The sequence below is a fragment of the Streptomyces sp. JL2001 genome (genome assembly GCF_050917515.1).
Taxonomy (GTDB): Bacteria; Actinomycetota; Actinomycetes; order Streptomycetales; family Streptomycetaceae; genus Streptomyces.
Map to the genome: position 1 here is coordinate 224,152 of NZ_CP169421.1, position 26,527 is coordinate 250,678.

The following is a 26,527-nucleotide window of genomic DNA, read 5'->3' on the forward strand; positions in this document are numbered from 1 at the left end:
GAAGGGTCTCCGGGCCTCACCATCAGCAGCTGCTAGTCCAAAGCTCGAGGCAGGCGTTCGGAGGACCTGACCAGCACGTCGTCCGCCCGGACGAACATGATGCGGTGGCCGTACTGCACCTGGTGGTACCGGATCGATCCGCGGACCACGGTGTGGCCGGCAAGCTCGAAGGTCTTGGAGTGGTAATACTCCCCGTTCACGCTCTGGCCGACGCTGTAGGACTGCCCGGGAAGAAGCGTGTACTGGAGCGGTACCAGCGGCTGGACCGGGATGTCCGACGGGTACGCCTCGGCCTCCGGGTAGGCGCGACCATAGAGGGGAGCGCTGTCGAGACCGGGACGAAGCTGGGCCACCAGCCCCTTGGCGGGAAGAGTCTTGCCGCGCCCGGCGTCGTCCTTGAACCAGCCCTTCTGCCCCAGGTACCACAGGGCCGTCCACGCGCCGCGTCGCTCCGCCACGACGTATCTCTGGCCTGTGCTCACCCGGGCGGCATGGTTGTAGACGGACCACGAGCCGGGGGACGGCCTGATGCCGATGTCGGTGACCAGCGGCGCGTCGTCACGCGGTTCGGTGCGCAGCGTGATGGACGCGGATCCGTGGACGGGGCAGAGGTCGGCCGGGGTCGCTCCGCAGTAGTACGGCTCGTTGTTGCTGCCATAGTCGGGATGGATGGTGACGAGCTGCGAGGTCGACGGGCCTTGGGCTTTGAACGGCTTGCCCAGCAGGTCGAAGTAGTGGTCCCAGTCCCAGTACGGTCCGGGGTCCTGGTGCATGCCCGCGACGTTCGCGGGGACGGTGCCCGGGACATTGTCGTGCCCGATGATGTGCGCCCTGTCGAGCGGGATGGCGTACCTCTTCGCCAGGTAGCGAACGAGCCGGGCGGACGTTCGATACATCGCCTCGGTGTACCACTGGCCGCCCTGGGCCAGGAATCCTTCGTGCTCCAGTCCGATGGACTTGGAGTTGACGTACCAGTTGCCGGCGTGCCAGCCGACGTCCTTGGCCCGTACGTGGTTGGCGATATGGCCGTCCGCCGAGCGGAGACTGTAGTGCCAGGACACGTAGGTGGGGTCCTGGACCAGCTGGAGGGTGGTCTTCCAGGTGGCTTCCGTGTCGTGGATGACGATGTAGTCGATGGCTTGATTGCCGGGGCGGTCGGAAAGGTCGTGGTTGCCGAAGTCGCCCGCGGTTTCGGACAGCATCTGGTACGGCGCGGGGAGCCATTCGCAGGCCAGTTCGCGGGGGCACTCAGCGCCGGGAGCCGTGGTCTTCAACGCGAGCTTGTCCAGCTGCCCGGTCGCCGGTTCGACGGTGAGCGGAGCCAGTGTGACCACGGTTCCGTCGTCTGTACGCCTCGACTGTCCGGAATTGATCAGAGTGAAGACGTCGTCGGCGAACCGTCGCGCCGTGCCGCTCTCCGTTGCACCGGAGTAGGCGGCGACCGCTCCGTACCACTGGGCGGGGTCGGAGCTGAGGGGCGCGCCGGTGGCCACCTGATAGGCGGCCAGGAGGGCGGCTCCGCCTTCGATATTGGCGGCCGGGTCCGTCTTGAGGAGTCCGGTGGGCAGTCCGGTCAGATCGGCGGCCTTGTCGAGGGTCTGCAGGACTTCGGGGCTCGGATTGTTCTCTGTCACTGCGTCAGGTGACAGCGTAGGGCGGGATGCGTCGCCTCGGGGGTCTTCGTCGCCATCGGAGTGATGAGGCGTGCCGGCGAGGGCTCCTCGGGCGTCGGTCAGGTGCATGGGTCCGTATCCCGCGTCCATGCTGGGTGTGCCGCCGTGGTGGTCCCATCTGCTTTCCAGATAGGAAACGGCCAGCAGGACGGGTTCAGGAACCTTGTGGTGCTCGCTCGCGGAGTGAAAGAGCGAGGCTCGGGTCGTGGTGTCCGAGGCCGCCCTGGAGTGTTGGGGAGGTCGGTCCTGGGCCGTGGCCGGGGCGAACGTTCCGATGAGCAGAGCCGTGGTGATCATGGCGGTGGTCGCCGTCCCTCTGGGCCGGCTGTGTGGTGTCACGTACTCCTCCTTCATGCGGGGTCAGTTACGGGGAAGTGGCAGGCGGTGAGGTGTTGGGTTCCCTGGCGTACTCGAAGCTCCGGTTCGGTCAGGCACTGTTCGCGGGCGTAGGGGCAGCGGGTACGGAAGCGGCAGCCGGAGGGTGGTGAGGCGGGAGAGGGCAGATCTCCCTCCAAGAGGTGCTGTTCAGTGGTTGCCTGCCGCCGGGGGTCGGGAATCGGCGCTGCGGCGAGGAGGGCGCGGGTGTAGGGGTGGCGCGCCTGCGTGTAGATCTCCTCTCGCGTCCCGGTCTCCACGATCTTTCCCAGGTACATCACGGCGATCCGGTCGCACAGGTGCTGCACCACGGCGAGATCGTGGGAGATGAAGACGCAAGCGAGGTTGAGGTTCTTGCGCAGGTCGTCCAGGAGGTTGAGGATCTGTGCTTGGACGGAGACGTCCAGGGCGGAGACGGGTTCGTCGCACAGGAGCAGCTCCGGGCCCAGGGCCAGGGCGCGTGCGATGCCGAGCCGCTGGCGCTGTCCGCCGGAGAACTGGTGGGGGTATCGGGTGCTGTGGGAGGGATCCATGCCTACCGTTGTGAGGAGTGCTTCCACCCGGGAGGTGCGCTCGTTCCTGGGGACCGTGTCCGCGTGGATCGCGAACGGTTCCCCCACGATCTGCCCTGCTGTCATGCGTGGATTGAGTGAGGTGTAGGGGTCCTGCAGGACCATCTGGACACGACGGCGGATGAGGCGCAGTTCCTTGCCCGGCAGCGTGAACAGGTTCTTGCCGTCGATCGTGATAGTGCCTGACGTAGGCCGGTCGAGGGCCATCAGCAGGGCGGCCAGGGTGGATTTTCCGCAGCCGGACTCGCCGACGATGCCGAGTGTCTCTCCGCGCCGGACCGTGAGGTCGATGCCGTCTACGGCCCTGACCGATCCTGTGTGCCGTTTGAGCAGCACACCTTCCGTGATCGGGAAGTGCCGGGTGAGCCCTTGGGCTGTCAGGAAGGCTGGGGTGGTGTCAGCCGACGGAGGCATGGTGTACCTCCTCGGCGAAGTGGCAGGCGCTCTGATGGCCCGTGGTCGGAAGGGAGCGCAGTGTGGGTGCTTCGGTCTCGCATCGCGCTTCGGCACGGGGGCAGCGAGGGTGAAAGGCGCAGCCTTCCGGGACGGCGGTGGGCAAGGGCGGGGTGCCGGCAATGGGGATGAGGGGCTTGCCCAGGCGGTCGATTCGCGGGACGGAGTTCAGTAGTCCTCGGGTGTAGGGATGGGCAGGTCGTGTGTAGAGGTCGTCGGCTTCGGCGGACTCCACGGTGCGGCCCGCGTACATCACGGTGATCCTGTCGGCTGCTTCGGCGACCACGCCGAGGTCATGGGTGATCAGGAGAAGACCCATGTCGGTCTCATCTTGTAGCTGTTTGAGAAGCCGCATGATTTGCGCCTGGACGGTGACGTCGAGAGCTGTCGTGGGTTCGTCGGCGATCACGACTTCCGGGTCGAGGGCGAGCGCCATGGCGATCATGACGCGCTGGCGCATGCCGCCGGAGAACTGGTGCGGGTAGTCGTGGACGCGGCGAGCCGCGGCTGGGATGCGGACACGGTCCATGAGCTCGATCGATCGGGCGAGCGCGGCCTTGCGCGGCATTCCGCGGTGCACTCGGTACATTTCGGCCAGCTGCTCCCCCACCGACAGCACGGGGTTGAGCGCGGTCAGGGCGTCCTGGAAGATCATCGCGATGCGTGTACCTCGCACCAGTCGGTGGTGATCCGGCGCCATGGAGAGGAGGTCATCGCCCCGGAGTCGGGCGGTGCCACGGGTGATGTGCGCGGGCGGGGTGTCGAGGAGGCCCATGACGGCCTGCGCGGCAACGGACTTCCCTGACCCGGATTCGCCGAGGAGGGCCAGGGTCTCGCCTTCCGCGAGGGTGTAGGAGAGACCGTTGACAGCGCGGACGATGCCGCGCCGCGTCCGGAATTCGACGCTGAGGTCCTCGACCTGCAGAAGCGGTGGTGGGGCGGCGGACACGGCGCTCATTTCAGTCGAGGGTCGAAGGCGTCGCGCACGGCGTCGCCGAGGAGGATGAAGCTCAGCACGGTCGCGGACAGGAAGAGCGCGGGGAACAGCAGCAGGTGCGGGTAGTCGAGGACGAAGGCCTGCGCCGCGTTCAGTTGGAGCCCCCAGGACACCTGGGGGTATTGCAGCCCTACCCCCAGGAAGTCGAGGGTCGCCTCGCCCGAGATGACGGCTCCGACGTTGAGCATGGCGACCACGATCACGGGGGTGATCGCGTTGGGAAGGATGTGGCGCATCATGAGGCGCAGCGGACGTGCGCCCAGCATGCGGGCGGCGCGCACGTAGTCGGCACCGGTGAGTGCCATGACCTGGCCTCGCATGATGCGTGTCATGGTCGTCCACCCCAGGGCTGTGAGGACGAGCACCATCGCGCCGAGTCCGTGGTCGGGGAAGGCGACGAGGATGACGGTCGCACCGAGCACGAAGGGGAGGCCGAAGAAGATGTCCGTGATGCGGGAGACCAGGGCATCGAGCCAGCCACCGTAGAAGCCGGAGAGCAGACCGAGGACGACGGCGATCAGGAGGGACGCGGCGGTGACGGCGAGACCGGCGACGAGCGAGGGACGGGTGCCGCGGATGACCTGGGCGAGATAGTCGCAGCCTTGCAGGTCGAAACCGAAGGGGTGGCCGGCGGATGGTCCGACCTTGGAGTTGACCAGGTCGCATCGATCACCGCCTTCGGTCAGCAGCGTGGTGAGGATGCCGGGCGCTGCCGCCAGCGCGGTCATGATCAAGAGGGTGATCGTGGCCGCCCACACCGTGGGGCGGGCGCGAAGCTCGCGCCAGGCGTCCCTGCTCAGGGATGCCCGTTCGCCGGTCGCGGGTGCCGCCGGGGCGGACGTGGCGGTGCTGTCGGCGACGGTGGTGACGGCCGTCTGCGCTCTGGCTGTGTCAGTCATGGCGGATCCTCGGGTCGAGCAGGCCGTAGAGCAGGTCGACGAGCAGGTTGGCGAGCAGGAAGATGAGGACGAGGGCGGTGGTGGTGCCTACGACGACCGGGCCTTCGCGCAGCTGGATGGATTGGAACAGCTGCTGGCCGACGCCCGGCAGGTTGAAGATGTACTCCGTCACGATCGCCCCGGCCATGAGTCCGCCCAGTTCGAGGCCCAGGAAGGTGACGACGGGGATGAGGGAGTTGCGCAGCGTGTGCTTCACGACCACGCGCCGCCGGCTCAGTCCTTTGGAGTGGGCTGTGCGGACGTAGTCCGCTCGCAGATTCTCGATGAGGGATGAGCGGGTGAGCCGAGCGACGTAGGCGAGGCCGAAGGACGCCAGGACCAGCCCTGGCAGGAGGTAGGCGAGGGGCCATCCACCCTCGGTGCCCGCAACGGGAAGCCAGCCGAGCTGCACCCCGAAGACGAGTTGCGCGAGGTAGCCGACGACGAAGACCGGGACCGAGATGACGACCGTGGTTCCGAAGAGCACGAAGCTGTCGTCCCATCTGCCTTTGCGCAGACCCGCCCAGACCCCTAGTGCCATGCCGAGGATGACTTCGAGAACCCAGGCGGTGAGGCCGAGCTGGATGGTGACGGCCCAGCGGTCGGCCAGGAGGTCGGAGACCTCCCGTCCGGTGAAGGTGGTTCCGAGGTCGCCGGTCACCACGCCGGTGATGTAGTGCGTGTACTGCATCCAGAGGGGGTCGTCGAGGTGGTATCGGGCGTGCATCTCGGCCAGTACCGCCGGTGCGACGGGCTTGTCGCCGGCGAGTCCTTGGATGGGGTCACCGGGGAGAATGAACACCAGGGTGTAGATGAGGAAGGTGGTGCCCACGAGCACGGGCAGTGCGTGCAGCAGACGGCGGACGACGAATCTCCACACGGCGGACGGTCCTTCGGAGGATCGGTCCGCGGGACGCCCTGGGCAGAGGTCCCGCGGAGGGGTCGGTTACGGCGTCACTGGCTGACGGTGACGCGGTCCAGGTGCAACCCGCTGACGTAGGGGTCGATGACGACGTTGGCCACCTTGTCGCTCCATGCGGACTGGTCCTGCCAGTTCCACAGAGGGATGTAGGGAAGCTCGCGCAGCGCGATGTCTTCGGCCCGCTGGTAGGCGGCGATGGCCTCGGCCCCCTGGGCGGCGTTGCCCTGCTTGACGAGGGCGTCGAACTCCTTGTTGCTCCAGCCCGACCTGTTACCGGGGTAGTAGAGGCCGTCAAGGTAGTTCTGGATGCTGGGGTAGTCGATCACCCAGTTCTGACGGAAGGGCCCCTTGTTGCGCTGCCCGTTGAGCAGGGTGGACAGGTCCGCGGGCGCCATCTTGCGGAACCTCACGTCCTTGATGCCGAGGTTGTCCTTGAGCTGGTTGGCGACGGAGGTCATCCACTGCTCGTAGGTGGGGTCCGAGTTGGAGAAGTAGAGCTCGAGCGTCCCCGTGAATCCACCGGCCTCCGCCAGGAGCTGCCTGGCTGCGGCAGGGTCGTAGGTGCAGGTGGCGCCGCATGCCTCAGCGCGGTGACCGGGGATCATGTCACCCGTGATGGACGTCGCCGGCTTGTACACGCCGTTGTAGATGGCCTGCGTGATGCCTTTGCGGTCGATGGCCATCGACAGGGCCTTGCGGATGCGGGGGTCAGCGAAGCGCCGGTCCTTCACCGGCAGTCCGAGGTAGTCCATCGTTCCGCTGGGTCGGATCGAGAACCGGTCTCCGAAGAGCCGCTTGGCCTGCGTGGTGTTGGCGGCGGGGACGGTGGTCAGGATGTCGACGTTGCCGGCCTGAAGTTCCGTGAACGCTGTCTCACGGCTCGTGTAGATCTTGAAGTCGACGCGGTCGGCCATCGGCTTCCGCGGGCCGGTGTAGGCGGCGAACTTCTTCAGGCTGATCTTCTGGTTGCGCTCCCACGTGCCTTCGACCTGGTAGGGCCCGTTGCCTATCGGCGCGGTGTCGAAGGCGTCGGGGTCGGTGATCGCCGCCTTGGGCAGGGGCGCGAACGCGGGGAACGACAGCAGCATGGGGAACTGGCCGAATGGCGCGTTCAGGGTCACTTGGAGCGTGTCGTCGTCCACGACCGTCAAGCCGGCGAGTCGCTGCGACGAGGGTTTGGCACCTTCTTCGGAAGGGTTGAGGGTGTCGTATCCCTTGATCTGCGAGAAGTAGTAGTTGGCGTCCCAGCCGTTCGGCCCGTAGGCGGCGGCGCTCCAGGCGTCGGCATAGCTGTGGGCGGTGACCTTCTCCCCGTTGTGGAACGTCGTCCCGGGTCTGAACTTGATCGTCCACACGATGTTGTCGGTGGTGGTCCACGATGTGGCGGCGAGCGGTCTGACGCTGCCGTCCTCGGGGTCGAGGGTGGCCGGTGTGTCGAAGAGGCCTTGCAGCACCTGAAGCGAGTAGCTGCTGGTGGTGCGGCCGGGCAGCAGATGGTCCGGTTCGGTCAGAGCAACCGAGTAAGTTCCGCCGGGCTTGTTGGAAGCACCTTTCGGTTTCGCAGAATCGGTGGGGCCACAGGCCGTTGCGGCCAGGATGAGAGCGAGGGCGGCGGGCGCCGCGAGAGCGGTGGGACGACGTGGTGTCATGTGCGCTGCGCTCTTTTCGGAAGAAGCGGTCCGTAGCTCATCCGGACCGGGAGGGCGGGCATGTGCGGCTCTCGGGGTGAGGTCAGGCCGACACCGTAGGGAGGTGACCGCGCAGGCAACGACCGACAAGATGTCCATGGAGACTGCGTCGAGGTGGACGTTCGGTCGCTGCCGGATCGAGTCAGCCGAGAGGGCCGACCGAGCGCGGCAGCAGCGTGGCGGGGCAAGCCTGCGATGCGGTCGCACCGCCCTAAGAACCATCTGCGAGCGGGCTGTCGATGCAGCTCAGGCCTCAGAAGGTAAGGCGTCAGGAAGTCGGGATCGCCGCCCGCACTGACGGAAACAGAACATACAGATCGCCGTGATGCTCGGCTAGCGTTAACGCCTGTTACGACGCCCTGAGGGGACCCCTGCCGCCATGGACCGCGGGGGTGAACCCTGTCCATCCCCTTGACGGCACCGGCGCACGCAACGCCAGAGTGTCCCTCGCACATCGTCGCCACGTCGCCCACGGAGGCAGTCATGTCATCCAACAGGTCCGCCGATTCCTCGCGTCGCCCCTCCCCCACGCGCCGTGCGGTGCTGTCCGCCGCCGCTGTGGCCGGGTGTGCCACGGCACTCTCCCCGGCAGCCGCTCGCGCCGCAGCACCGCGCATCCCGGCAGCGCCGAGGCAGATGCGCGGGCTGTGGATCGCGTCCGTGGTGAACATCGACTGGCCCACGCGCACCGGGCTCGATCCAGCAGCCCAGCGCGCCGAGTTCGTCCAGTTGGCGGACTACGCCCTCGCCACCGGCTTCAACGCCCTGTTCGTACAAATCCGCCCCACAGCCGATGCGTTCTGGCCGTCGCCGCACGAGCCCTGGTCCCAGTGGCTCAGCGGATCACAGGGCAAGGACCCCGGCTACGACCCACTGGCATTCATGGTGGAGACGGCGCACGCCCGAGGACTCGCCTTCCACGCTTGGTTCAACCCCTACCGGGTGTCGATGCAACCCGACGTATCCGCGTTGGTCCCCGACCATCCCGCCCGCACCAACCCCGAATGGACCGTCAGCTACGGCGGCAAGCTCTACTACAACCCCGGCGTGCCCGCCGCGCGCCGCTTCTGTCAGACCGCCATGCTCGATGCCATCACTCGCTACGACATCGACGGGGTCCATTTCGACGACTACTTCTATCCCTATCCGGTGCCGGGCACGGACTTCCCCGACGAGGACGCCTTTCGCAATCACGCGGATGGCCACACCGACAAGGCAGCCTGGCGCCGACACAACGTCGACCTCATGGTCCGCGAGATGCGGGACGCCATCCGCGCCGCACGGCCGAACGCCCTCTTCGGAATCAGCCCCTTCGGCGTGTGGCGCAACGCCGCGACCGACCCCCGCGGTTCGAACACCACAGCCTTCCAGTCCTACGACGGCCTGCACGCGGACACTCGCGGATGGGTACAGCAAGGATGGCTCGACTACATCGCGCCGCAGGTGTACTGGCACATCGGCCTCACCGTTGCCGACTACGCCGTCCTCGCACCGTGGTGGGCCGAGGCCGTCAGGGGAACAGACACAGAGCTGTGGATCGGACAGGCCGTCTACAAGTCGGGAGCAGCCGGGCAGCCGGCCCCCTGGCAGGACGGCAAGGAGTTGACGCGCCACCTCACGCTCAACGCCACACTGCCTGAAATAGGCGGAGACCTCTTCTTCAGCGCCAAGGACGTACGAGCCGACCGGGTCGGCGATTTCACCACCATGCGCCTCGCGCACTGGCGGCAACCCGTCCTCGGCCCCCTACCCGCACGTCTGGAAGGCCGGCCGCTCCTGCCGCGGCCCACGGTCGACGTCCGGAGGACGTCCACCGATGGCAGCACAACCCTCCACGTCACGGCCGGTGCACACGGCAGCATCAGCACCCCGTTCCGGTATGCGATCTACCGCTTCTCCGGAAAGCCGGGCAAGCGGCCTGACATCGCCACCGCCACCTTGGTCGCCGTCATTCCCGGCGGACTTCGGGCCACGCATGTCGACTCCAACCCACCCACAGGGGAGTCCTGGTACGCGGTGTCGTCCGTCGACCGCCTGCAGCGGGAGAGTAAACTGTCACGACCCGCCCACCGGAGCGCATGACCGACTCCGACACCCCGTGCAACCACCACGACAGCCGCAGAACTCGCCCCCATCAGCTGAAGCCCAAAGGCTGGACCGTCACCCGCGGCTTCGCTATCGGCCCAGCACCCCCGAGGTCGCTGGGCCGACACATCCTCCGCACACAACTCCTCTTGCCAGACCCCCGCTCGAAGTCCGTGCGGCTTCGACATGGAGTCGACAGCGCAAGCCACTTCCTGGACCATGCGTCCCATGCCCCTCACCGTTCGCGATCTCTTGGCCATACCGTCCCTGCGCCTGCGCCTCATCGCGGGCGGCGCAGGCCTCGGCCGAGTAGTTGAGGCAGCCCATGCAACCGAGACCACGTCTCCCGCCGCCTGGCTGGAAGGCGCCGAAGTGGTGATGACCACCGGACTGCTGCTCACGGGCGACGATGCGGACAGCGCGGCGTATGTCGACGAGCTCCGCGAAGGCAAGGCCTCCGCGCTCATCGTCGGCGTGGGTGGAGGCCTTCCCTTGCAAGCTGTGCCCACGGCGTTGAGCCAGCATGCAGAGCGGGCAGGAATGCCCCTGCTCGTCGCCCCCGCCACCGTTCCTTTCGCGTCCATCACCAAGGCGGTGTTCGTAGCTCGCGCATCGGAGGAGCGGCGCCTCCTCGAACGAACCCTCCGCACCCAGCGTCGGCTGTCTGCGGCGGCCGCTTCCAGCGACGGGCTGGAGGGCCTGCTCTCTTCCTGGGTCCAGGCAACCGGATCGGGCGTAGCGGTGTGCGATGCGTCCGGACGGCTCCTCAGCGCGGCGGGAACCGACGGCCAGGCCCTGCTGACCGAGGCAGCGCCGGTGATCGACACCGTCGCCTTGCACGGTCTGCGCGGCAGCGGCGGAGGAGACCTGCCGTGCGGAAAGGTCGTCGTACAGCCCCTGGGCACAGCACGAATGCGTGGCCTCGCGGTGCTTCTCAACGCTGACTCGGCCGAATCCCGGCTGCTGATCAGTGTGCTGGTTTCCCTGCTCTCCGTGGAGCTGGAGCGTCGCCACCTCGCGGACGAACCTCAACGCCGGCGGCGTGCAACCCTGCTCGCTCGACTCTTCACCACCGATATCACCGCCGAGCAGGCGCATGCACTCCTTCGTACGGCTGACGTCCCGGCCGGGCCTGTTCGAGCCGTGGCTGTGCAAGCCGCGGGCGACCCCGTCGAGCTCGCTGCCGATCTGGCGCTGGCCCTCCCCGGAGGGCTCGCACGAGTAACCGGTGGCACGGTGGAAGTCGTCGTCGCCCAGGACACGGACATACACGCGGTGCTCCGCCGCTTCGCCCCCGGCAGACCCGCCGGCATTGGTCCCGCCGTCGCGCCACAACATGCCGCTCTCTCCCTACGCCAGGCCGTCGCCCTTCTTCCCTCCAGCGCGGAACTGGGAAGGCCCATCAGCGCAGCCGAGGCGGGCTCTGTAAGACTCCTGCTCAGCCTGGGCAGCCCAGCAACACTGGCCGCCTTCGCGGACACGGTGCTCGCGCCGCTGGATGCCGCGGACCCGGCCGGCGAACTCACCGAGACACTGCGTGTCTGGCTCGAGACCAACGGGTCTTGGGCGGAAACGTCCAACCTCCTCGGGCTGCACCGGCACACCGTGCAGAACCGGATCGAGAAGGTGGCCAAATTGACGGGCAGACAGCAAGACCGCGCAGAGGACCGCATCGATCTTTGGCTCGCACTCACCGCTCGCGCCGTAGGTCTGCCGCGCCCCCAACAGCACAAGTAGACCGACGAGTCCGCCACAGAGCCAAACAGTCCACTTCGCCGGAGCTCGCATCGACATCACGTCGATTCCGGCACCAGGTTGACGCTGCCTACAGTGTCCCCCGCTATCACCAGATCGCTGACACCCCGGCACTGGCACCCGCTCCGCCGTGGTCGACGCGTTCCCCACACCCCGGATCCGACCACGCTTCGGCCACGGCGCGCACATCGACGGCCCACCAGCGCGCAGCCGAAGTTCCCCCCTTCCATGGGGGCAGCTGGGCACCGGCCCAGCGGACACGAAGCCTGCTACTCGTCCCGGTGGCAGCAACCGCACAGAGGTTCGTTCGTCCGCAGCTCACTGCAGGAGGAAATCTCGTGAAGGTCCGTTCCGTCATCACCGCCCTGGCCCTCGTCCTCGGCGCGCTCTTCGCGCCCGGAGTCGGCGTCCTCACCAGCGCCACGGACGCCCACGCGGTCACCAAGATCAGCCATGCCACGGCGACGTCGATGTTCCGCAGCTCCGGAATCACCTGGTCCTCGTCCGGCGGCTGCTCCGACCGCAACAACCCCACCTGCACGTCCTTCGAGCAGCTCAACCTCGCCACCGCCCAGGGCGCCCAGACCCTCAAGAGCGCCAGCGGCTGCGCCCTGAACATCACCGGCGGCACCGAGACCGGCCACGCGTCGGGCACGTACTCGCACTGGAACGGCTACAAGCTCGACTTCAGCAAGGCCACCTGCGTCACCAACTACGTCAAGAACACCTTCACCTACATCGGGGTCCGCGGCGACGGCGCCCCGCAGTGGAAGTCGGGCGCCGGAAACGTCTACGCCGACGAGGGCAACCACTGGGACGTGACGTTCTACAACTGCGGCGGCTGCTGACCAGGCGAGACTGACTGCGGGTGTCGGATCATCGAGACTCTCGCCACCCACCGAAGGTGCCCCCATCGCCTGCTGCTTGTGGTGGCCTCGCCTGCCGGCGAGGCCACCACAAGCAGGGCTGTAGCCGTAGGCATCCGCCGACGGCCACAGCATGCGGCTGATGTTCAGGCGAACCACCGTGTCAGAAGCCTCTGGCAGCGCTCTGCGGCGGCCCGAGGCATGACCTCGCCTGGGCGCGCTCTGCCAGCCGCCGCGGTACGGAGAACGCTGGTTCAGGGCGACTGGTGAGAAAGGGCAGCAAGGCGTCCGTGCCACCTCGTGCTGTGGTGTCACCACTGCGGCAACGAAGGGGTGACGACCCGCTGCGTCCACAGCATGCGCCGCTCCCGCCTCAAGCGCGGCGCCCAGATCAGGGCCCTCTTCGTCGAGCACTGCGGCGACACCAGGAGGGCCCTCTCCGTCTGCCGTTGCACCAGCGTCCAGCCGTTACCCGCACGGTTGCCGAGCTCCTCGTGGCTGAAGGGCGCGAAACCTCCGGCTCAGGGCGAGATCGGCACCCCACACCCGGTCGCAGCCCTCTTCCGCCGCGAGACGCCAGGCTTCCTCGACGAATCGACACGCGGTGTGTGGGGCAATGCTCAAGACCTGTGGATCAGCCTCGCGCGGAGCGCGGAGCGCGGAGCGCGAAGCGCGATGGGCGATGGGCTCGTGGCTGTGCAGCATCAGCATCGTCCCGTCAGCGGGGGCATCGCTCGTGGGCGCCGGTCCAACTGGCCGAGGGGCCATCCCACGGCGGCCGAAGCATCCACGCGGCCCGTCATGTCCGAGGCCCGAACGTCGCCGGCCGGAACGATGGCGGGGCACACGTCCGCAGCCCCACGACATGGTTGCCGCTCGGCCCGTTGCCGGAGAAGTCGCCCAGCCGCCGGGCTCGACGACGCGGCAAGGGGCCCACTGACCGTTCATATACGCGACCGTGACGGAGAGGGTACGAGCCCCGGCATGCCCTGCGCGCCCCCGCAGGAACGGCGGCCCACCGGGCGCCTCCACGCACGGGTTCGCCGCCTGCGAGACATGGAACACGGACGCGGTGCGGCGATTCCGGGGTACGCGACCTGCATGGAGGGCAGAAGACAGACTGTTGTCGTTTGACAACTATAACCGTGAGGCAACAAAGTAATCGCGTCGTGTTGCACGGGAGGGATGTGTCATGTTCCGGTGGGCGGAGAGCGCTCCAGACGCGGGCCATCCGGGCATCGGGCCGCGAGAGCGGCCGGCGGCCCGCACGGCCGGTCAGGCCGTACGATCCTCCGCCGGGGAGGCGCTGCCGTGTATCTGCGTCGCCGCCACGTCGCAGAACGCCTCCAGCCCCTCGAGGAGCGCAGTGCGCTTGGCCGCCGGCATCAGGTCCAGCACCGCCCGCAACTCCTGCTCACGTCGCTCGCGCAGGTCGCCGAGGAAGGTGCAGCCCTGGTCGCTCAGGTGGAGCCGCACCTCGCGCCGGTCCAGCGGGCTGATCACGCGCTCGACGAAGCCGGCCGCCACCAGTCGGTCGCAGAGTCGGCTGATGGACGGAGGCGTGGAGGCGAGGGAGTCGGCGAGGGTGCGCAGGTTGATGCCGTCCTGGTGTTCGATCATGAGCAGCACGCGCATCTGAGAGGGAGAGGCGGGCGCGGTCGAGGCCCGACCCCAGAGGACTTCCAGCAACTCCCCAGCCGTCGAGGTCACACGTGCGGCCTCGACGGGTTCCGTGCGGGGGTGGAAGACAGTCACCGTCACACTCTCGCAGACACCAGGGCAGTCGCCAGCCTACAAGGCGACGGCGAGGTCAAGGGAAGTTCGGACGATCCGTGCGGATCGACTCAGCCGCGAGCCGACCGAGCAAGATCCATTCTCGTACGTCCAAGGATAGGTATTTCTTTCACCGTGAACAGATTTGTGACCGCCGAGCGCGCCTTGCGCACGGCGGCCCCGCACGAGCTGCTCGACGCCGTGCGACGCGTGCTCTCCGAGGAGTACGCGGCGGAGTCCGTCGAGCTGTTCCTGGCCGACTACGGCCTCACTGTGCTCCAGCCCGTGTCGGTGCCGCCACACACCGCGCAGCCGGTCGCGGGTGCACGACAGCCCCGCGGGGCGGGCCTTCGGCGCACAGGAACCGTTCATCGAGAAGGCGGACAGCGCCTCCATGCGCATCCACCTGCCGGTCACCGTGCGCGGGGACCGACTGGGCGTGCTGTCCGTCACACTGGGGAACGACGGGGCCACGCGCGGCGTCCTGGGAGAACTCGCGGACATCGCAGAGGTACTGGCGCACGAGGTGGTCGTGGCCGAGCGCGACACGGACGTGTACCTGCAGGCGCGCCGCAAGGCCCGCCTCACCCTGGCCGCCGAGATGCAGTGGCAGTTGCTGCCGGGCCGCTCCTGCTCCCGGCGCGAGTACGACCTCAGCGCGCAACTGGAGCCGGCGTACGCGCTCTTCGGGGACAACGTCGACTGGACCGCCACCGCGGACCGCCTGCAGCTCTACGTCACCAACGGCACGGGTGAGGGCGTCGAGGCCTCTCTGCTGACGAACCTCGCCATCAACGCCCTACGCAACGCGCGCCGGGCCGGCATCACCATCGAGAACCAGGCGGCCCTGGCCGACCAGGCCGTGTACGCCCATTACCAAGGGCGCCGCCACCTCGCCGTACTGATGTTCGACTTCGACCTCTCGACGGGCCGGGCGAAGGTGGTGGACGCCGGATCCCCACGGCTGCTGCGCCTGCGCGACGGGGTGGTCGAGCATGTCGACTTCGAGGCGCAGCTTCCGCTGGGGATGTTCGAGGAGACCGACTACGTGGTCCAGGACTTCCAGGCCGAGCCGGGCGACCGGCTCATCCTCGTCGGCGACCGAGCGCACGCGGCGGCGGCACCCGAGGGCGAGACGTACGGGGACGCCGCACTGGCCCGAGCGATCACGTCCACCCGCCTGCTCCCCGCCTCCGAGGTCCCTCGCGCCGTACTGCGGGAGCTGACGGGCCATCGTGGCCGGTCGGCCCCGAAGAACGACGCCCTGGTCGTCTGCCTGGACTGGCGGGGGCGCTGAGCCGGGGGCCGGATGTGCGCATCGTGTGTCGTTCCTGCGACCCGCGCCGAACCAATGCTTGTCATGTGGCAATAATTGTCGAGGTGTACCGGTCATGGTGCAGCAGCCGGTCCTGAGGAGAGACGATGCAGGTGTCGAAGCGGGAAGCAGCCGAATCGGCGGCGCGGGAGCTGAGTGGCTTCCTGGAACGCCGTCGCGAACAGATCGCCCAGCGGTGGGCGGACGCGCCGCTTTTCAGAACGGTGTTCACGATCTCCCGCGACGAGGCCGTGGAGGCGTGCAAGACCGTGGTGAACGCCCTGGCCGACGTCGCCTCGACCGGCCGGCTGGACGACATCGCGGCTCCCGGCTTCGACCCGGCCCGAGAGCAACTGGGCCGCATGGCCGCCTCCCGTGCCCGCAGTGGATTCAGTCCGGCCCAGATCGCGGAGGAGGCCGCCGGCCTGCGGGTGACGGCCTACGAGTCGCTGCGCGGCGACGTCCTCGACCGGCCGGCCTCGGGAACTCAGGACGTCGCGATGGCGCTGACCGTCCTGATGGGCACCCTGAGCCTGGTGATCATGGAGACGACGGTCAACGCCGGCGAGGAGCTGATCGCGCGGCAGCGGCAGCAGCTGCTGGAGGTGGCCACTCCCGTGATCAACCTGTGGGAGGGCGTCGTCGCGGTGCCCCTGATAGGCACGTTGGACAGCGCCCGCAGTCAGGTGGTCATGGAGTCGCTGCTGGACGCCATCGTGGACCAGCGGGCCCGCTACGCGATCCTGGACATCACGGGCGTGCCCACAGTCGACTCGCTCGTCGCGCAGCACCTGATGAAGACGGTCGCCGCGGCCCGTCTGATGGGAGCCGAATGCATCGTCTCCGGCATCCGTCCGGCCATCGCGCAGACCATCGTGCACCTCGGCATCGACCTGAGTTCGGTGATCACACGCACTTCGCTGGCCGACGCCCTGGCCCACGCGCTCGCCCGGCAGGGGATCGAGGTCTCCCCCGCGGCCGGTGCGACCCCGCGATGACGGCCTCGCTTCCGGGCGGCCCGGGCGTGGTGCCGGTCCTGGCGCTGGGGGACGTCCTGCTGGTCTCCCTCCAGGGGGAGCTGCACGACGGGATGGTCGAGCAGCTCCGACAGGACATCACGTCCCGCGTCGCCGGCAGCAGCGCGAGTGGCGTGATCGTGGACGTGTCCGGCGTCGAGATCGTCGACTCCTTCCTGGGCCGGGCGATCGCGGAAGTCGCCGCCAACGCCCGCCTGCTGGCCGCCCGCACCGTGCTGTGCGGGATGCGGCCCGCCGTGGCGATCACGCTGGTCGAGCTGGGCCTGACCCTGCCCGGCCTCGTGACCGCGCTCGACGTCGAGCGCGCCCTCGAACTGCTCAGAGGCGACGCCCCCGCGGCCGTCCCGGGCGCCCCTGCGGGGTGTTCGTGACGCCGGCCTCCGATCCCGGCACCGCGACGAGCCTGCCGATCGGCTCGGACGCGGACCTGGCGTGGGTGCGCCACCAGGTGCGGCAGTTCGCGGCAGATCTCGGGTTCGGGCTCGTGCAGCAGACCAAGATCGTCACCGCGGCCAGCGAACTGGCCCGGAACACCCTGATCCACGGCGGTGGAGGAAAAGCGGTGATCACCCCGATGACCAAAGGGGCGACGTGGGGGCTGCGACTGTCCTTCGTCGACACCGGCCCCGGAATCCGCGACGTCGAGTTGGCGATGACGGACGGGTACACCACCGGGGGAGGTCTCGGACTGGGCCTCAGCGGATCCAGGCGGCTGGTGGACGAGTTGACCATCGACACCCGGCCCGGTGAAGGCACCGCCGTCACCCTCGTGGCCTGGGCCGCCGGCGTGCCCACCGCTCGTCCGGGGTCCGCATGACACGCGTCTGGACCGTCCCGGTGCACGACTCGACCCGGGTGAGGGACGCCCGGGTGGCGGCCGAGGAGGCCGGCGCCCGGGCGGGCCTCGACGCCCACCGCACCGCGGTAGCGGCACTGGTGGCCACCGAGCTGGCGACCAACCTGCTCAAGCACGCCGGGGGCGGCAACATGGTGGTCGACCTGGTCGAGCTCCCGGGAACGGGGACCCGTGGCCGGGCGGTCCAACTGGTCGCCCTGGACCACGGTCCCGGCATCCGCGACGTCGCCGCCGCGATGCGCGACGGCTACACCACGAGCAAGGCGTCGCTCGGCGCCGGCCTGGGCACCTGCCGGCGCATCTCCAGCGCGTTCGGCGTGTACAGCACCCCTCGCGGCACCGTCGCGGTGGCTCGCATCGGCCAGGACGCCGGGCCGGAGGAGCAACGACCGCCCGCCCGAACCGGAGGCATCAACATTCCCCTGGCCCGTGCCGACCACTCCGGGGACGCCTGGGCCTGCGCCCGGTCGGGCTCCCGCCTCACCCTGATGCTCGCCGACGGCCTCGGTCATGGGGGCAAGGCCGCCCACGCGTCCGGCGCGGCGGTCGACGAGCTGCACCGCGTCGGGCACCTGCCGCCCGCCGAGATCCTGCGCCGCCTGCACGGGGCGCTGCGGGACACCCGCGGAGCCGCCGTCGCCTTGGCCCAACTGGACAGCGGGAGCGGGGAGCTCGCGTTCGCGGGCGTCGGCAACATCGGCGCCAGGCTGCACACCGCCGACTCGTGGGACCACCTGGTCTCCCACCCCGGCATCGTCGGCGCCCAGTTCCCCGCGACCGTACCCGTGCGTCACCGGCCCTGGAGGCCGGACAGCCTGCTCGTCCTGCACAGCGACGGACTGCCCAGCCGATGGGTACCGCCCCACGACCCCGCCCTCGTCGCCCACGAGCCGACCGTGATCGCCGCGACCATCCTCCGGGACGCGAGCAGCGCCGCCAGCCCCGCCCGCGACGACACCTGCGTGGCCGTCCTGACCTCCGAGCGGCAGGTGGAGCGCCCGTGAACCTGTCGGACGTCCATATGGTCACGTCGGCCGCGGACGCCGTCCGCGCCCGGACCTACGCCGCACGCCTGACGGCCGCGTCAGGTGCACCCGTCGTCGAACAGGCCCGCTTCCTCACCGCGCTGACGGAGCGCCTGCGCGCATGCCTCGCCCAGGGCGGTACGGAGGTCGCCTTCACCCTCCGGTCGTCCGCGTCCGAGGGGCCGCCGCTCGTGCGCCTCGTCGCGGAGCACCTCCCGGCCGACCCCGACCGCGGGGCGCCGTGGCGGCTGGCGCTCGTCTCGCCCGGATCCCTTCCGGCGAACCCTCCCCCGCCTGAGGGGCGGCCGGACGACACGGTTCTCGCGGAGGCGGTCCTGGCGGCGGACGCACAGACCGCAGCGATCCTGCGCCGGCTGGACGAAGCGGAGGAACAGCTCCTCCTGCACCGCGAGGAACTGCACCAGACCAACCAGGGCGTGTTGGCGCTGCACGCCGAACTCGACGCCGCCGCGCAGACCCAGCGCGACCTGTTCGACGCCGAACGAGCCGCACACGCGCGTGCGGAGAAGGCACGACGCCTGCTCACCTTCCTCGCCGACGCCAGCGCGGCTGTCACCGCGTCGCTCGACCAGGAGGACATCCTGCGGTGCCTACCCGATCTGCTCGTGCCGGAGTACGCGAGTCAGGTCGACGTCTGGCTCTTCGACGACGCGGCAGCGGACTCCGCCCACTCCGCCGCGGCGGTCGCCGCCGCCCGGAGCGACCGGCCCCAGCACGCCGGACCGCACCCCGGTGCCCTTCCCGGCGTGGACGACCTCCCGCCCTCCGCCCTGTCCCCCGACCGGCCGCTACTCTGCGTCCCCCTGACCACGCACCACACGTCGGGCGTGCTCACCCTGACCGCGCCCGGCGACCGGTTCGACGAGGACAGCAGCGTGATGCTGGTCGAACTGGCCCGCCGGACCGCCATCGCCCTGGACAACGCCCGCCGGTACGAACAGCACCGGGACACCGCCGAGGCCCTGCAACGCGCCCAGCTCACCGAGCTGCCCCCGGCCGAGGACGTGCGCCTGGCCGCCCGCTACCTCCCCGCCACGCGAGGACTCAACATCGGCGGGGACTGGTACGACGCCTTCCCCCAACCCGACGGCAGCCTGCTGACCGTGGTGGGCGACGTCACCGGACACGGCCTGCGCGCCGCCGTCATCATGGGCCAGCTGCGCACCGCTCTGCGCGCGTACGCGATCGAGGACGGCAGCCCCGCCCGGATCCTCACCCGCCTGCACCGCATGCTGCGCCACCAGCAGCCGAACCTCTACGCGACCGCCGTGATCGCCCGCTTCCGGCCAAACGACCCCCGCGTGGTGTGGGCGGCCGCCGGACACCCGCCGGCGCTCGTCCGCGCACCCGGCGGCGACGTGCGCGTCCTGGACACCAGACCCGGGTTGATGCTCGGAGTGCCCTTTCCTTTCGAGTACGAGGACCACGCCGTCGAGCTTCCGCCAGGTTCGACGCTCGTCCTCTACACCGACGGCCTGGTGGAGCGGCGGGCCAGCGGCATCGACCCGGGCATCGAGTTGCTCGGCCGGACGCTGGGGGCACTGGGCGAACCCCAGCTCGACGACCTCGAGGGGTGCGCCGAAGCACTGCTCAAGCCCCTGGTGCACGACGACGAACGCGACGACGACGTCTGCCTGCTCCTGTGCCGCACCACGTCGTACACGAGCGGGGAGCCGGAGGACGTCCGTGAGACCGGCGCCCTGACCGGCAGGTCCGACGCCCCGGATCGCTCGAGGTAGGTCCGGCCCGCTCCCGGCCCCTCAGGGCGGGTGAGGCGCCCGGTTCGGCGCTTCACCCTGGGCGGCAGCGAAGGCCTTCATGCCGCGGATCAAGGCCGACCGCTCCGCGGATTCCATGGCGGCCAGCACGCCGGCCAGCGCCTGGGTGCGCCGTCGGGCCACGTCGCTCAGCGCACGGCGGCCCTGCCCGGTCAGCCTCAACTGGACCTCGCGACGGCTGTGCGGGTGCAGGACTCGTTCCAGCATGCCGGCGGCCTCCAACCGGTCGCACAGCCGGCTGGCGGTGGGAAGCCCTATCTCCATCCGCTCGGCCAGACCGGTGACGTTCACTTCCGGCGTCCTCTCCAGTGCCCGGAGTGCGCGCAGCTGGTGGGGAGAGAACCGCACCGTCGCCTCTTGAGCGGCGCCGGCCCACAGATCGGCAAGCCGCTCCACCGCGCCGGCGACCTCGTGCGCGTCGGCGCTCGGATCGTCGCCCGAGCCCGTCGCACGGTCATCGCCTCCGGGAAGTGCCACGAACACATCGCTTTCAGGGAGGGCGGGTAGTGCGGGAGCATCCCACATTCAATCGCTGTACCCGGAGAGTCGCAGCACAACCGGCATCCTCCGAGGCGTTCGACCATACGCTTGCGCCGAGTGCCCGGGGTCGAGCCACCTTGTCCCTGGCGAACACCGTGCGCGCCGGTCGCACAGTGTCGCTGTCGTCCCACGATTCCCGTGTCCCACCACGGGAATACCAAACCCCTCGGTCCGGCTATGCACAGACCAGGTCGCCCCTGCGGGAGGTTCCAAACGACGGCCGGCTCAGCGTAGCCGGCGACGGCGGGGTGCTGGCCGGCTCGACCACAACCGCGGGCGGTAGGTGGCGATCAATGCCTCGATCTGCAGGGCTGCGGCGCGCGATTGACGATGCCGAGACCCCGGAGCAGTGATCCGAAGTGAACCGTCGTGGGCGTCGTGGCTGAGCAGCATCAGCATCCTCCCGGCTGCGGGGCACGACTCGTGGGCGTCGGTCCGCCCGTGCCGTCGGCCACGGAGTCAATCGAGGCTTCATCTCCATCGACCCGCTCCGAGGTGCTATCCCACGGCGGCCGAAGCAGCCACTCGGCCCGAAACATCCGAGCTCCGAACGTCGCCGGCCGGGACATTGGCGGGGTCACACGTCCACAGCCCCGCGACATAGTTACCGCTCGTCCCGTAGCCGGAGGAGGTCGCCCAGCCGCCGGGCTCGACGACGCGGCAAGGGGCCCACTGGCCGTTCATGTACTCGACCGTGACGGAGACGGTATCGCCGCAGCCGTTGTGGACGTCCGTATACCGCCAACTCTGGAAGTACTCCACGCACGCCGGAGCAGGCGATCCGGAGTCCGCCGCAGCAGACGGAGCGGTGGCAAGGGCCAAGAGACCTACCGCGGCCATGGCGGCAAGAGCGACGGGGCGCGACACGCGTGTCAGGTGATTTGCCATGTCGCGAATCTTCTGGCCACTTGGCCGCGCATGCAAGTTTCTGCAAGTATTTTCAGCCACATCCCCATCGGGGACACCAATGCACTGTTCAGTTGCTCATTTGACGATTGAAAGAAGTTGCACAGCTCTACTGGCCATAGTCGCGATCGAAGTCGGGCCACTGCCCATCCACCTCTTCGCCGCATCGCACGGAGCAAGGGGCACCCATCCTTGCCGTCGCCCCGTCGACGCCTCCACCAGGAGCCCTCGCGCGGCACTGAGAGCGCGACCGTCCCCTGTGCGCTGCCGCGACAGCGGTAGGGGCCGTGCCTACCCTGAAGGCATGGCGACAGTGCAGGTCAACGGCAGGGAGATCGCGTACGACCGTTCGGGCGAGGGGCCGCCCGTGGTGTTCCTGCACGGCGCCGGGCACGACGCGCGCGCTTGGAGGCCCCAACTCGACGCGCTCTCGGACGCGTTCTCGGTCGTGGCCTGGGACGAGCCGGGTGCGAGCCGCTCCGGCGACATCCCCGAGTCCTTCGGCCTCGCGGACTACGCGCACGCTCTGGCCGCAGTGGTGGAGTCGCTGGAGCTCGGTCCGGCGCACATCGCCGGACTCTCCTGGGGCGGCACCGTCGCCCTGGAGTTCTACCGCCACCACGCGGACCTCGTCAGGACGCTGATCCTCGTCGACACCTACGCGGGCTGGAAGGGCTCCTTGCCTCCGGAAGAGGTTCGGGCCCGGGTCGAGGGCACCCGCCGGATGCTGGCCGCGCCAGACGGTGGCTTCGATCCGACCCTGCCCGGACTGTTCGCCGGCGACCCGCCCGCCGCTTACGTACCGTTGTTGGACGCCATGGCGGCTGCCGTACGTCCAGAGACGCTGCGGACACAACTGTCCGTCATGGCCGTGACCGATCAGCGGGATCTCCTGCCCACCGTGTCCGTGCCCACCCTGCTGCTCTGGGGAGAACAGGACGCGCGTTCGCCACTGGCGGTCGCGCGACAGTTCCAGGAAGCGATCCCGGACACCGAGCTGCTCGTGATCCCAGGAGCAGGCCACGTCAGCAACCTGGAACGGCCGGCTGAATTCAACAGAGCCGTCCGCAACTTCTGTCAGGCCCACCCCTAAGCTTGCTCCGACCCGCCACCAGGGAAGCTGACAACCGGGCTGCTCGACAACATTCCACGCCGCACAACAGCCGAAGCGATCGCCGAGAACCGGGTCACGGGGCGACCCTGTCCGCACACGATCCGCGGTGGCGCGCGACATCGGGCACTGCCAGACCGCGCAGACGGAGACAGCGGGTGAGGACCTCGACCCCGGCGACAGATCGCTGCATTACTCGGCCTCGCCACCTGCATCATCACCCACCGTCACGTCCAACACCTCTTTCAGGACCTCCTAGGGCACGGTGAAGAGGACCTTGTCCTCGTCCGCGGCGGGGTCCGCCTGCTTGAGCGTGGCCCTGATGCTGGATCCGAGCTGGAGATCCAGGCCGTTGGTCGAGACGACCTTGGCCAGCACGGCGGGGTCGGCCAGGAACACCCTGCCCTCGCGCGGCCTGCCCCGCTCCGCGTCGGTGTCGATGACCGCGGCGTCGAACACCTCGCCCACGCGGCCCTTGAGCACCGCTGCCTCGGCCAGGTCCACGGTCTGCCGGTCCGCCAGGCCGCCCTTCCCCCGTGCCGTGTCGCAAGGGATGCAGGACAGGGCGTCGAGCACCCAGTTCGGCGGGGCCTTGTCCGCGCACGCCATCACGCACAGCTCACCGGTGTACCGGTCGACCAGGCGCCGCAGCGGAGCCGTGCAGTGGGTGTACGGGGCCGCGATCGCCGCGTGCATCGTGTGCGCCGGCATCCGTCCGTCGCGGAAGACGGTGTACTCCGACCTGAGCATCGTGCTCGTGGCCTCGCTGAGGAAGGCCATGTGCTGCTGGTTCTGGGGGTCGAGCTTGCGGACCAGCGTCGCGTACGAGATGCCGGGCCGCCAGACGATGCCCAGCGCCTTCGCGAGGTCGTGCAGGCGCTTGACCATGTTCTGATCGGTCTGCTCCCTCTGGGTCCGCAGGATGCCGGTACCGGTGTCGAGCATTATCTGGGCCGCGGACATCCCCGTCATGAGGGAGATCTGCTCGTTCCAGCCCTCGACCGGGAGCGGCGCGGCGTAGCGCAGCCGGAACGATCCGTCCTCGAGGGTGACCTCCTGGTCAGGCAGGTTCACCGAGATGCCGCCGCGCGCGATCTCGACCGCCTCCCGCAGCTCGCCGATCTCGCGCAGCAGCTTGAGGGACTCCCCCGCCGTACCGTCGTCGATGGCCTGCTGGGCGGCCGCGTAGTGGAGCTGGGCCCCGCTGCGGATCCTGGCCCGGCTCACGGACGAGTCGGTCAGGTTGCCGTGGGCGTCGAGGTCGTGCTGCCACACCAGGGCGGGGCGGACCTTGCCCGGCAGCAGGCTGGCTGCCTCCTCGGAGAGGGCGGGAGGGTGCAGGGGCACCTTGAGATCGGGGAAGTACAGCGTCTCGATCCGGTCGTGCGCCTCGACGTCCAGCGGGCTGCCCGCCCTGACGAAGGTCGCCACGTCCGCGATCGCGTAGTACACGCGGTAGCCGCCACCGGGCCGCCGTTCCAGGTGCATGGCCTGGTCGAGGTCCTTCGAGTCCGGCGGGTCGATCGTGAAGAACGGCAGGCCGGTGGCGTCCTTGTCAGGCAGGCGCGCCTCCTTCACGGCGTCGTCGGCCGCTTTGAGTACGCGCTTGGGGAAGCTCAGGGGGACCTTCAGCTCCGCGCGCAGTTCCTCCAGCGCGGTGCGCAGAGCGTCCTGGGCCTCGGCAGACATGTGCATCGGGCGGCGTTGCATGCCCAGAGCGTAGGGCGGCGGTCACGAGCCGGCGCGGCGAGCGGGGCCAGGCGGCGGAGGGGACCGGGGCGACGGCAGCCGCGCGGGGAGGGGACATCGCCGGAGGGTGCGCGCCGACAGCTACGGCACCTCGCCGCGTTGTCGGATCGCCCGAGTACGCCCAGATGGCTGCGGCCGGTGGCGGTGCCGAGGACGCCGTAGCCGCGTTTGTCGTAGCGAGTGGCCACCGCGCGGGACTGCTTCAAGCGCTTGATCGCCCGCTCGTCGGTGTTGCGCTTCTTGTACCGCTCTTCATCGAAGCCAGAGAACCCTGACCTGAGCGGCCGACTGCCGCCGGCTCCACCGGCGGCCCCCAGGCTCACCCGAGAGTCGATGCCGAAAGGGACGGACTTGAGAACACCTCGACCCTGCCGGTGCGGCCTCCGTCGTCCACCTACCGGTTCAGTGAACGTGGATGCAGAACCGGCGTGCGCGTAGTGGCTACTGCTGCTCCCACCGTGCGCGGGTGATCTCGTACCGCACGCCCCCGTGCTCGGAGCCCTCGACCATCTCCATGTCGGGGGGAGTGGGGATGGAGTCCGCGAGCCTCATTCCGAGCTTCTCCATGATGTTGCGCGATCCGTGGTTCACTGCCATCGTCTCGGCCCAGACCGTGCGTACACCGAGCCCTGCGAAGGCCTTGCTCAGCAAAGCCCGCGAGCCTTCGGTGCCATAACCCTTACCCCATGCAGCCTGCCGGAGCCGGTAGCCGAGTTCGACCTCGTCCAGCGGGCCCTGCGGCTCGGGACGCAGACAGAACCAGCCGATGAACGCGCCGCCATCCCTCTCGTGTGCGGCGAACAGTCCAAGATCGCCGCGCCACCTCTCGTAGCCGGCGATGATGTTCGGCAGGTGGCGGTCCCGGACGATCTCCGGAGCGGTCGGGTGGCCCCCGGTCAAATAGCGCATCACCGCGGCGTCGCTGTCCAACTCGATCAGCAGGTCCGCGTCGTCGGCGGTGAAGCGGCGCAGGGCCAGGCGCTCGGTCTCCAGGTAGGTGTCCACAGAGTGGATCATGCCCAGAGCAGGTCGGGCAGTTCAATGCCTGTACGCGGATGCTGTCGGCGAACCCCGAGATGCTGCCGTCGCATCGGGGAGGGTCGACACCGCGGTGGTGCGCTTGCGGACCTCAGCCGCCGTGGGCGCTTGCCGGGGTGCAGTGGCCGTAACAGCGCCCTCCTCCCCGTCTCCGGCGCATGGGCTTACGCCACGCGGTCTTCGCCATTGCCCCGGAACCATCCGGAGTCGTTGCTCAGTCAGCCAGGAGTGAGGAGGCAGAACTCGTTGCCTTCCGGGTCGGCCAGAACCGTCCAGGAGATGGCGGACTGGTCGTAATCAGGGATGGTGGCGCCCAGGGCGCGCAGTCGGGCTGCCTCCGCGGCCAGGTCGTCACCGGGGTAGGGGCGGACGTCGAGGTGGACGCGGTTCCACACGCTCTTGGTGTCGGGGGTGCGGAGGAACTCCAGGTAGGGGCCGACGCCTTGGGCGGAGCGCATGGTCGCGTGGTCGTCGGTGACCTCGTGCAGCGTCCAGTCCATCGCCTGGCCCCAGAACCGGGCCATCCGTCGTGGGTCGGTGCAGTCGACGACCACCGCGGCGATCGGCCCGGTGTCCTGGTAGATCGGACGGGGCTCCAGGACGCAGAACTCGTTGCCTTCCGGGTCGGCCATGACCGTCCAGGGGACGTCGCCCTGGCCCACGTCGGCGAGTGTCGCGCCCAGGCTCTTCAAGCGGGCGACCAACTCCGCTTGATGGGCAGCCGAGGTGGTGGCCAGATCAACGTGCACCCGGTTCTTGACCGTTTTCGGTTCCGGGCGGGCGATGATGTCGATGCAGACAGCCACGGGGTCGGGGTAGGCGAAACCCACGGGTTCGAGGTTGGTCACACCGGGTCCCTCACTGTCGACACCCCAATCAAGTGCCTCCGCCCAGAACCGGCCGAGCGCGGAATCGTCCTGGGCTTTCATGTTGATCTGCACGAGTCGTGTTGCCATGGCGCAGAGCTTGGAAGGTCCATTGCTGCGGGCACGCCGATGACCTCGACGCCTGCGGCTGTGACGGCCCGCTGCGGATGCGCCCCGGGAGAACCAGT

The 26,527-nt window shown here is 69.1% G+C and carries 22 protein-coding genes and 1 pseudogene; 10 read left to right on the forward strand and 13 right to left on the reverse strand.

What is annotated here, in order from left to right; translation table 11 throughout:
- Positions 1-32 precede the first annotated feature (32 nt).
- The 6 genes from ACE1OA_RS01015 to ACE1OA_RS01040 form a co-directional block, all read right to left on the reverse strand.
- Positions 33-2,027, reverse strand: coding sequence for an N-acetylmuramoyl-L-alanine amidase (locus ACE1OA_RS01015; protein ID WP_432752032.1), 1,995 nt, complete (start codon positions 2,025-2,027; stop codon positions 33-35).
- Complete coding sequence (locus tag ACE1OA_RS01020) at positions 2,024-3,034, reverse strand: ABC transporter ATP-binding protein (RefSeq protein ID WP_432752033.1); 1,011 nt, start codon at positions 3,032-3,034, stop codon at positions 2,024-2,026. The genes ACE1OA_RS01015 and ACE1OA_RS01020 overlap by 4 nt, the downstream gene beginning before the upstream one ends.
- Complete coding sequence (locus tag ACE1OA_RS01025; protein WP_384867186.1) at positions 3,018-4,031, reverse strand: ABC transporter ATP-binding protein; 1,014 nt, start codon at positions 4,029-4,031, stop codon at positions 3,018-3,020. The genes ACE1OA_RS01020 and ACE1OA_RS01025 overlap by 17 nt, the downstream gene beginning before the upstream one ends.
- Positions 4,028-4,969: an ABC transporter permease gene (locus tag ACE1OA_RS01030; RefSeq protein WP_432752034.1), complete on the reverse strand. Its 942-nt coding sequence runs from the start codon at positions 4,967-4,969 to the stop codon at positions 4,028-4,030. Before ACE1OA_RS01030 ends, ACE1OA_RS01025 begins: the two co-directional genes overlap by 4 nt.
- Positions 4,962-5,888, reverse strand: a complete 927-nt coding sequence (locus ACE1OA_RS01035) for an ABC transporter permease (protein WP_356606319.1) — start codon at positions 5,886-5,888, stop codon at positions 4,962-4,964. The genes ACE1OA_RS01030 and ACE1OA_RS01035 overlap by 8 nt, the downstream gene beginning before the upstream one ends.
- A gap of 74 nt (positions 5,889-5,962) precedes the next feature.
- Complete coding sequence (locus tag ACE1OA_RS01040) at positions 5,963-7,384, reverse strand: peptide ABC transporter substrate-binding protein (protein WP_356606321.1); 1,422 nt, start codon at positions 7,382-7,384, stop codon at positions 5,963-5,965.
- 870 nt (positions 7,385-8,254) lie between these two features.
- Between ACE1OA_RS01040 and ACE1OA_RS01045 the strand changes: the two genes are divergently transcribed.
- The 3 genes from ACE1OA_RS01045 to ACE1OA_RS01055 all read left to right on the forward strand — a co-directional run bounded on the left by ACE1OA_RS01045 (position 8,255) and on the right by ACE1OA_RS01055 (position 12,306).
- Positions 8,255-9,700, forward strand: coding sequence for a glycoside hydrolase family 10 protein (locus ACE1OA_RS01045; RefSeq protein WP_432754022.1), 1,446 nt, complete (start codon positions 8,255-8,257; stop codon positions 9,698-9,700).
- A gap of 231 nt (positions 9,701-9,931) precedes the next feature.
- The gene (locus ACE1OA_RS01050) at positions 9,932-11,440 is read left to right on the forward strand and encodes a PucR family transcriptional regulator (RefSeq protein ID WP_432752035.1); all 1,509 of its coding nucleotides are present in this window, start codon (positions 9,932-9,934) and stop codon (positions 11,438-11,440) included.
- A gap of 356 nt (positions 11,441-11,796) precedes the next feature.
- Entirely contained in the window at positions 11,797-12,306 is a 510-nt protein-coding gene (locus tag ACE1OA_RS01055) for a hypothetical protein (protein WP_384867190.1), read from the forward strand.
- A 486-nt stretch (positions 12,307-12,792) separates the two neighbouring features.
- Here the strand turns inward: ACE1OA_RS01055 and ACE1OA_RS01060 are convergent, their stop codons facing one another.
- Together ACE1OA_RS01060 and ACE1OA_RS01065 are read right to left on the reverse strand one after the other, a co-directional pair.
- Positions 12,793-13,272, reverse strand: a complete 480-nt coding sequence (locus tag ACE1OA_RS01060) for a hypothetical protein (protein ID WP_432752036.1) — start codon at positions 13,270-13,272, stop codon at positions 12,793-12,795.
- Positions 13,273-13,599: 327 nt separating this feature from the next.
- Entirely contained in the window at positions 13,600-14,085 is a 486-nt protein-coding gene (locus ACE1OA_RS01065) for a MarR family winged helix-turn-helix transcriptional regulator (RefSeq protein ID WP_384867192.1), read from the reverse strand.
- Between the two features lie 147 nt (positions 14,086-14,232).
- Here ACE1OA_RS01065 and ACE1OA_RS01070 point away from each other — a divergent pair.
- From ACE1OA_RS01070 to ACE1OA_RS01095, 6 genes and pseudogenes are all read left to right on the forward strand, one after another.
- Positions 14,233-15,394: pseudogene (locus ACE1OA_RS01070) on the forward strand (PP2C family protein-serine/threonine phosphatase).
- Between the two features lie 125 nt (positions 15,395-15,519).
- Positions 15,520-16,410 (forward strand): STAS domain-containing protein, encoded by an 891-nt coding sequence (locus ACE1OA_RS01075; RefSeq protein ID WP_432752037.1) that lies wholly within the window; start codon positions 15,520-15,522, stop codon positions 16,408-16,410.
- The gene (locus ACE1OA_RS01080) at positions 16,407-16,820 is read left to right on the forward strand and encodes an STAS domain-containing protein (protein ID WP_356609636.1); all 414 of its coding nucleotides are present in this window, start codon (positions 16,407-16,409) and stop codon (positions 16,818-16,820) included. The genes ACE1OA_RS01075 and ACE1OA_RS01080 overlap by 4 nt, the downstream gene beginning before the upstream one ends.
- Complete coding sequence (locus ACE1OA_RS01085) at positions 16,817-17,266, forward strand: ATP-binding protein (RefSeq protein ID WP_432752038.1); 450 nt, start codon at positions 16,817-16,819, stop codon at positions 17,264-17,266. Before ACE1OA_RS01080 ends, ACE1OA_RS01085 begins: the two co-directional genes overlap by 4 nt.
- The gene (locus tag ACE1OA_RS01090) at positions 17,263-18,309 is read left to right on the forward strand and encodes a SpoIIE family protein phosphatase (RefSeq protein ID WP_432752039.1); all 1,047 of its coding nucleotides are present in this window, start codon (positions 17,263-17,265) and stop codon (positions 18,307-18,309) included. The genes ACE1OA_RS01085 and ACE1OA_RS01090 overlap by 4 nt, the downstream gene beginning before the upstream one ends.
- A 17-nt stretch (positions 18,310-18,326) precedes the next feature.
- A complete protein-coding gene (locus tag ACE1OA_RS01095) occupies positions 18,327-20,090 on the forward strand; it encodes a PP2C family protein-serine/threonine phosphatase (RefSeq protein WP_386540572.1) in 1,764 nt (587 codons plus the stop codon).
- A gap of 21 nt (positions 20,091-20,111) precedes the next feature.
- Here ACE1OA_RS01095 and ACE1OA_RS01100 read toward each other — a convergent pair whose 3' ends face one another.
- Positions 20,112-20,612: a MarR family winged helix-turn-helix transcriptional regulator gene (locus tag ACE1OA_RS01100; RefSeq protein ID WP_356609648.1), complete on the reverse strand. Its 501-nt coding sequence runs from the start codon at positions 20,610-20,612 to the stop codon at positions 20,112-20,114.
- Positions 20,613-21,167: 555 nt separating this feature from the next.
- Entirely contained in the window at positions 21,168-21,557 is a 390-nt protein-coding gene (locus tag ACE1OA_RS01105; RefSeq protein ID WP_432752040.1) for an alpha-amylase, read from the reverse strand.
- Between the two features lie 322 nt (positions 21,558-21,879).
- Between ACE1OA_RS01105 and ACE1OA_RS01110 the strand changes: the two genes are divergently transcribed.
- Positions 21,880-22,668 carry an alpha/beta fold hydrolase gene (locus ACE1OA_RS01110; protein ID WP_386540474.1) on the forward strand — a complete coding sequence of 263 codons (789 nt, stop codon included), beginning with the start codon at positions 21,880-21,882 and terminating at the stop codon, positions 22,666-22,668.
- A 273-nt stretch (positions 22,669-22,941) separates the two neighbouring features.
- On the opposite strand, the gene ACE1OA_RS01115 is transcribed toward ACE1OA_RS01110, so the two are convergent.
- The 3 genes from ACE1OA_RS01115 to ACE1OA_RS01125 all read right to left on the reverse strand — a co-directional run bounded on the left by ACE1OA_RS01115 (position 22,942) and on the right by ACE1OA_RS01125 (position 26,429).
- Entirely contained in the window at positions 22,942-24,396 is a 1,455-nt protein-coding gene (locus tag ACE1OA_RS01115; protein ID WP_386540476.1) for an RNB domain-containing ribonuclease, read from the reverse strand.
- A 480-nt stretch (positions 24,397-24,876) separates the two neighbouring features.
- Complete coding sequence (locus tag ACE1OA_RS01120) at positions 24,877-25,440, reverse strand: GNAT family N-acetyltransferase (protein ID WP_386540574.1); 564 nt, start codon at positions 25,438-25,440, stop codon at positions 24,877-24,879.
- A 251-nt stretch (positions 25,441-25,691) separates the two neighbouring features.
- Positions 25,692-26,429: a VOC family protein gene (locus ACE1OA_RS01125; protein WP_356609624.1), complete on the reverse strand. Its 738-nt coding sequence runs from the start codon at positions 26,427-26,429 to the stop codon at positions 25,692-25,694.
- Between the last annotated feature and the right edge of the window lie 98 nt (positions 26,430-26,527).

What these genes read in the sequence shown, in the direction of transcription:
- ACE1OA_RS01125 (WP_356609624.1), bottom strand. Translation starts at nt 26,429, where the DNA reads ATGGCAACACGACTCGTGCAGATCAACATGAAAGCCCAGGACGATTCC.
- ACE1OA_RS01090 (WP_432752039.1), top strand. Translation starts at nt 17,263, where the DNA reads ATGACACGCGTCTGGACCGTCCCGGTGCACGACTCGACCCGGGTGAGG.
- ACE1OA_RS01115 (WP_386540476.1), bottom strand. Translation starts at nt 24,396, where the DNA reads ATGCAACGCCGCCCGATGCACATGTCTGCCGAGGCCCAGGACGCTCTG.
- ACE1OA_RS01075 (WP_432752037.1), top strand. Translation starts at nt 15,520, where the DNA reads ATGCAGGTGTCGAAGCGGGAAGCAGCCGAATCGGCGGCGCGGGAGCTG.
- ACE1OA_RS01025 (WP_384867186.1), bottom strand. Translation starts at nt 4,031, where the DNA reads ATGAGCGCCGTGTCCGCCGCCCCACCACCGCTTCTGCAGGTCGAGGAC.
- ACE1OA_RS01105 (WP_432752040.1), bottom strand. Translation starts at nt 21,557, where the DNA reads ATGGCAAATCACCTGACACGCGTGTCGCGCCCCGTCGCTCTTGCCGCC.
- ACE1OA_RS01030 (WP_432752034.1), bottom strand. Translation starts at nt 4,969, where the DNA reads ATGACTGACACAGCCAGAGCGCAGACGGCCGTCACCACCGTCGCCGAC.
- ACE1OA_RS01020 (WP_432752033.1), bottom strand. Translation starts at nt 3,034, where the DNA reads ATGCCTCCGTCGGCTGACACCACCCCAGCCTTCCTGACAGCCCAAGGG.
- ACE1OA_RS01015 (WP_432752032.1), bottom strand. Translation starts at nt 2,027, where the DNA reads ATGAAGGAGGAGTACGTGACACCACACAGCCGGCCCAGAGGGACGGCG.
- ACE1OA_RS01050 (WP_432752035.1), top strand. Translation starts at nt 9,932, where the DNA reads ATGCCCCTCACCGTTCGCGATCTCTTGGCCATACCGTCCCTGCGCCTG.
- ACE1OA_RS01060 (WP_432752036.1), bottom strand. Translation starts at nt 13,272, where the DNA reads ATGAACGGTCAGTGGGCCCCTTGCCGCGTCGTCGAGCCCGGCGGCTGG.
- ACE1OA_RS01110 (WP_386540474.1), top strand. Translation starts at nt 21,880, where the DNA reads ATGGCGACAGTGCAGGTCAACGGCAGGGAGATCGCGTACGACCGTTCG.
- ACE1OA_RS01095 (WP_386540572.1), top strand. Translation starts at nt 18,327, where the DNA reads ATGGTCACGTCGGCCGCGGACGCCGTCCGCGCCCGGACCTACGCCGCA.
- ACE1OA_RS01045 (WP_432754022.1), top strand. Translation starts at nt 8,255, where the DNA reads ATGCGCGGGCTGTGGATCGCGTCCGTGGTGAACATCGACTGGCCCACG.
- ACE1OA_RS01080 (WP_356609636.1), top strand. Translation starts at nt 16,407, where the DNA reads ATGACGGCCTCGCTTCCGGGCGGCCCGGGCGTGGTGCCGGTCCTGGCG.